The organism is Microvirga tunisiensis, assembly GCF_009296175.1.
Classification (GTDB): domain Bacteria; phylum Pseudomonadota; class Alphaproteobacteria; order Rhizobiales; family Beijerinckiaceae; genus Microvirga; species Microvirga tunisiensis.
In genome coordinates this window covers 1-5,161 of the sequence record NZ_VOSK01000390.1, presented here as the reverse complement: position 1 = coordinate 5,161, position 5,161 = coordinate 1, and the positions used below count along the sequence as shown (strand labels likewise).

Sequence of the window (5,161 nt, the reverse complement as noted above, 5' to 3'; positions counted from 1 at the left end):
CCGCACCTGTTTGCGCATTGGCGCTTTCTGCATGGAAATGGCCGAACATCGGGAGCCGTATGACGCGAGAGTGTCACGTACGGTTCTGGGAGCGCGCGGGGGTGAGATCCCCCCGCGCGACTCGCCAGGTCGTGATCAGCATTGCGGGCCGGAAGCATTGGCTCTGGCGCGCGGTCGACCAGCATGGCGTCGTGCTCGACATCCTGGTTCAAAGTCGCCGGAATGCAAAGGCTGCCAAGCGCCTGCTGCGCAAGCTGCTCAAGAGGCAGGGCGCGGCGCCGCGGGTGATGATCACGGACAAGCTGGCCAGCTCTGCCGCCGCGAAGAGGATTGTCATGCCTGGCGTGGAGCATCGGCAGCACAAGGGCATAAACAATCGCGCGGAAAACCGCCATCAGCCGACGCGCCGGCGGGAGCGCATCATGAAGCGCTTCAAATCAGCTGGGCAGGCGCAACGCTTCCTCTCCGTTCATGATCAGGTTGGAAATCTCTTTCGCCGTCCCGCCAACACCAGCGCCGCTGATTTTCGCAAGTCCCGAGTTCAAGCCTTTACGACTTGGGCCGAGGTGACTGGTCTCGCTGCTGGTTTATGATACGCCGATCCCGTGAGGCTCTGTGACTTCAGCCCGTTAACCTGACGGTGCCCTCCAGCGCTTCGGACTGCCCGTCAGGATCGAATATGTAGCCCGCGTCTCGTATGGTCTTAATGAATTTTGGATTGGAGGCGTCTTCTTCGAGCTTTTTACGGAGCCGAAAGACAAGAATATCAATGCTCCGATCGTGGATCCCCACGTAGTGCACATGCGTCGCCATCAGCAGTCGTTCGCGCGAAAGGATTTGGCCGGGAGAACTAAGGAAAGCCATCAGCAAGCTGTATTCAGCCGCTGTCAGGCTGACCTCTTTGACCGATGCCTCTTTGCCCGGTACCTCTTTGACCGATTTGTCTGATAATCTCCGTGTGATCCGACGAAATTTAGTGTTAAATCTCTGGTTGCCGAAATTGTAAATCTTACCCTCACTCTTCCCTTGCATTCTATCCTCTCTCTTAGCGCAACCCGAATGCGGGCGAAGGAACTCCTGGAGTCCAAATGGTTCGTTATGTAATCTTGGGGCCAAGCTCCAGTGTACTAACGTAGGGCACAGTTTCCGATGCGTCTCGATCTCCCAAAGCCGTCCCAACAGGGTATCTGACCTGACTGGTTGTCACCACCATCATCCACTGGAACACAATCTATACCGGCCTATACCGGCCGCGTCGTTAATGCCTTGCGCGAAGCGGGTCAATTCACTCCCGAGCACCCGCTTTCCAGCCTATCCCCGACACATGAGAGCATGCAAACTTGACCGGCGATTACCTTTGGGAGAACAAACCCGCTCTCGACGAAAACAGTTTCCATGAAATCCCGTTCTCTATCTGATCCGCCTACCGTATTTCTGTGCCCCTTCAATCTTCAGGGGCCGTGAATCACGATTCGGCTATTGCGAAAACCGAATTCTGAAATCGCAAGGGAACAGAGCGCAAAGTCCTCGTTTCCTGCAAAATCAAAATCTAACCTTCAGACTTCTTCAAAATATATCAACGGAGTATGAATTCTTCACAAGGGACGGATTACACATGTAACGCGATATTACGGTGCCGTCTGGGATGTGGTGGACTTTTGAGTAGGTGGCGTAGTCTCCGGGTGCTGCAACCCACACAGCGGGATTCGGGCGTTGGAGCGCCGCGGTCCCGCGGGAGACCACGCCATGACGGACCTTATCAGCAATACCCATCCGGCGCATCCGGCCGGTCAGCCTGAAGCCCGGCTTTTCGACAACTGGATCGACCCGATCGAAACCGGAGTGCGGGAGCGGGTGCGCGACTGGATCGAAGCCCTCATCGATGGTACTGTCAAGTTGGCAAGAGACCGGGGCCTATGGCAGGGTCTCGGACATGAGCACGACATCCAATCCCTACCGAGGCTTCCGCTTTCCGGCCGAAATCATCAGGCGGTCTGGTTGATCACTGCTTCAGCCTGAGCCTGCGGGAGGTCGAGCTGATCTTGGCCGCCCGGGGCATCGTGGTCAGCTACGAGACCATCCGGGAATGGAGCCTCCGCTTCGGACGGACCTTCGCGAAGTCGCTCAGGCGGCGCCGGCCACAGCACGGCGACAAGTGGTTTTTAGAGGAGGTGTTTATCCGCATCCGAGGCAAACTGCACTCTCTCTGGCGGGCGGTCGACCAGCACGGCAACGTGCTCGACGTGCTGGTGCAGAGTCGCCGCAACAAGAAAGCGGCCAAGCGCTTTTTCCGCAAGCTACTGAAGGGCTTGTGCTATGTTCCCAGAGTCATCGTGACGGATAAACTTGGATCCTATGCTGCTGCCAAACGCGAGATCCTACCGGGCGTTGAACATCGGCAAAGCCGGTATCTCAACAACTGCTGTGAGGTGTCGCACCAACCGACCCGAAGGCGCGAACGCTACATGAGGCGGTTCACGTCTGCCCGGCAGGCCCAGCAATTTCTCGCCACTCATTCTCCGATCCACAGCCACTTCCAGCTCCGCCGTCATCGCCTCTCCGCCAGTGAGTACCGGGCTGCCCGCGATCGCGCCTTCGCCACTTGGCGCGATGTCGCCGGTGCCGGGCTTGTAGGCTGATTTGGACTGGCTTGAGGGCTGCACATGCGGCAGCTGTGCCGATCAGGCGTCAAGTTGACAGTACCGCCACGCGGGCCTTTCTCGTTACCGTTAAAGAACGCCACCCACTTGCCGAGGCCTCTCTTGAACGAGCAGCAAGTCACCAGGGAGTACCGATCTGCCATGTTGGAGCAGCCTGTATGGAAGTGAAGAAATAAATTTGCAAGTTTGCGTAAGCGGACCGTGCGACGTTGAGCAGTAAGGACGACGTATTCGCGTTGAAATGCGAAAAAACATGTCAGATGCAACACAATTAATACTCCATCCAGAGATCGAATGTTGACAGCACTAAAAATAGATGTAGGCTTATTGACTACATAAGTTCTGTTTTAATACGCCTTGCTCTGGCGAGACCTCAGCGTCCATTCTGACTTAAGATACTGTTATGACGTACAGCGTCCAGCCGCTTCTGCCAGACCTATCCGCCCCCTCCTCGCATTGGCGTAAGCAGCAGGCTGATCCGAGTGGCTATCCACCGTCGTCGACAAAAGTTCGAGCACGGCCTTATCGCCGCAGGCATCGGCCGCGAGCAGCCGAGAAGCGGGGCGAACTGCATTCAATGCGTCCGCGTGATGACGACAGAGAAGCGAACGAACCTAAACGCGCACGAGATGATCGCGGCCGGGATGGTCCTGGCGGAAATAGGAGATAGGAAGAGACCGGCCATGCCGAATGAAGATTTCCTGAAGGGTGCCAGTCGCGCCGCACCTGTCGTTTCGAACAATGAACGGCTCGTTACCGCACCTATGTCGACCGCTGCGCCATCAGTCGATGCTCGAGATGATCCTAATATCCGCTCGCTCGCAACCGGTACACCAGCTGCATCAAACTCGCCGGCGACGTGGCGCAACAATGGCGGTTCTGTCATCAGCGCTTTGGAGCATATGAAGCGCGAGGAGCGAAAGCGCGCGCGAGAAGATAAGCCCCCTGGTGTTGCAAGCGGCCACGTGAGGGTTCGGCCGAGAGATTTAAGCGAAACGTCCAATACTCTCGCGGGGGCATCTGCGTCCGTGGCCAATCATACCAGTAGTGCGCTTCCATCACACGAGCCAAGGTCACCGGAACCGGGCTACCTTGACGATTTCGAGTTCACAGCCGCCGATCTAGCCAGCATCGACGAAGTATTGGGAGGGCGTGGAAACACAACCGTTCTTGATAACGGTAAGGCCCCAATTGACGCTCAAAGGGGAGCACTGCCTGCTCTCACCGTTGGCCGCCCAAGCAAAGCAATGAATGCCGATAGCGGAATGCCCCCAAGTTCGACTAGTGCGCTTCCATCACACGAGCCAAGGTCACCGGAACCGGGCTACCTTGACGATTTCGAGTTCACAGCCGCCGATCTAGCCAGCATCGACGAAGTATTGGGAGGGCGTGGAAACACAACCGTTCTTGATAACGGTAAGGCCCCAATTGACGCTCAAAGGGGGGCACTGCCTGCTCTCACCGTTGGCCGCCCAAGCAAAGCAAAGCCTCAAGCCGTTGCGCGGCTGACCTCTGGATGTATTGAACTTGGCGACGAGGTACTGATCGGTAGAGCGAGCACGCTGTCAGGGCAACCTGCGACACTCTTCGAAACCCGTAATCAGAGTTTTCGAAGAACGGGAAAATGGCCAACCGAGGAGGAGTTGGACCTCATGTCGGTGCTGATTAAGATAAGCGATCCTGAAGGTACCTATATCCCCAGACCTCAGTTGTATTTTCAACTTGGGCAGGAGAAGTACGCCGAAGTAATGGATAAAGTCGGCCTTTCTCACAAAAATTTCAGTGCCCTGCGAACGAGCGATCAACATTTTTATGACACCCCCGCCGGAAGGAGAAGCTGTAGCCATAATTATGAATTCACACTACAAGCAGGTACAAACAATCCAGATATGTTGATCAAACGTCCTGAGGGACACTTCATTGGCTTTTGGCCAAAACTTTTCGGCATGAAAAGCCTAGCAGAAATCACAGAAAAATCCGGCGTGGAAAACGCTTGGCTCAAGGCCGCCGACAACACCTACATGACGCAGCGCGTTTATAACCTTGCGGTGCGGAAAGGAGCAGAGGAAGCCTTCGCGAAGTTCATCGCTCGCGATGATGTTACCGAGTGCAATGACGTTTTTCACGTGTCGGGGCGTCGCACAGGGGAGTACGTCGATAGTACAATTGGGTGCATTCGATCAGTCGCAGACCCTGTGCAGTCGACCGTAGTTGAAGACGACCCGAATGCATCTCTACTTGCACCGCACGACAATGGTGGATGGCCAACGCGTCCGCCAGACAACATGGCGAGTGGCAGCTCGCGGAGACTAGATGACCGAGAGCGCTGTCGTGGTGCGGACATCGGTCGTTGATCCGGATGGTCAGTGGCTTGGCTAGCCGTTCTTATGCATGGGAAGGTTGATGAAGGCTGGCGAGTGTAGCTTAAGCACTTGAAGCAGCGTAGGATTTGGTTGCTGAGACTAATCCCTGCCACCAATTGCCCTGTGCCACACTCGCCA

2 protein-coding genes and 3 pseudogenes are annotated in these 5,161 nt (G+C 56.0%); 4 read left to right on the top strand and 1 reads right to left on the bottom strand.

Translation table 11 applies throughout. The features are described from left to right. Positions 1-125 precede the first annotated feature (125 nt). A pseudogene (locus tag FS320_RS37480) lies at positions 126-593 on the top strand (IS6 family transposase); the annotation flags it as partial. A gap of 28 nt (positions 594-621) precedes the next feature. On the opposite strand, the gene FS320_RS37475 reads toward FS320_RS37480, so the two are convergent. Beyond that, entirely contained in the window at positions 622-1,032 is a 411-nt protein-coding gene (locus FS320_RS37475; RefSeq protein WP_152717378.1) for a winged helix-turn-helix domain-containing protein, read from the bottom strand. 714 nt (positions 1,033-1,746) lie between these two features. Here FS320_RS37475 and FS320_RS48925 point away from each other — a divergent pair. The 3 genes and pseudogenes from FS320_RS48925 to FS320_RS37455 form a co-directional block, all read left to right on the top strand. Next, positions 1,747-1,911 (top strand): annotated as a pseudogene (locus FS320_RS48925) (IS256 family transposase); the annotation flags it as partial. A 22-nt stretch (positions 1,912-1,933) separates the two neighbouring features. Further along, a pseudogene (locus tag FS320_RS37460) lies at positions 1,934-2,639 on the top strand (IS6 family transposase). A gap of 503 nt (positions 2,640-3,142) precedes the next feature. After that, entirely contained in the window at positions 3,143-5,014 is a 1,872-nt protein-coding gene (locus tag FS320_RS37455; RefSeq protein WP_152717377.1) for a hypothetical protein, read from the top strand. Positions 5,015-5,161: the final 147 nt, after the last annotated feature.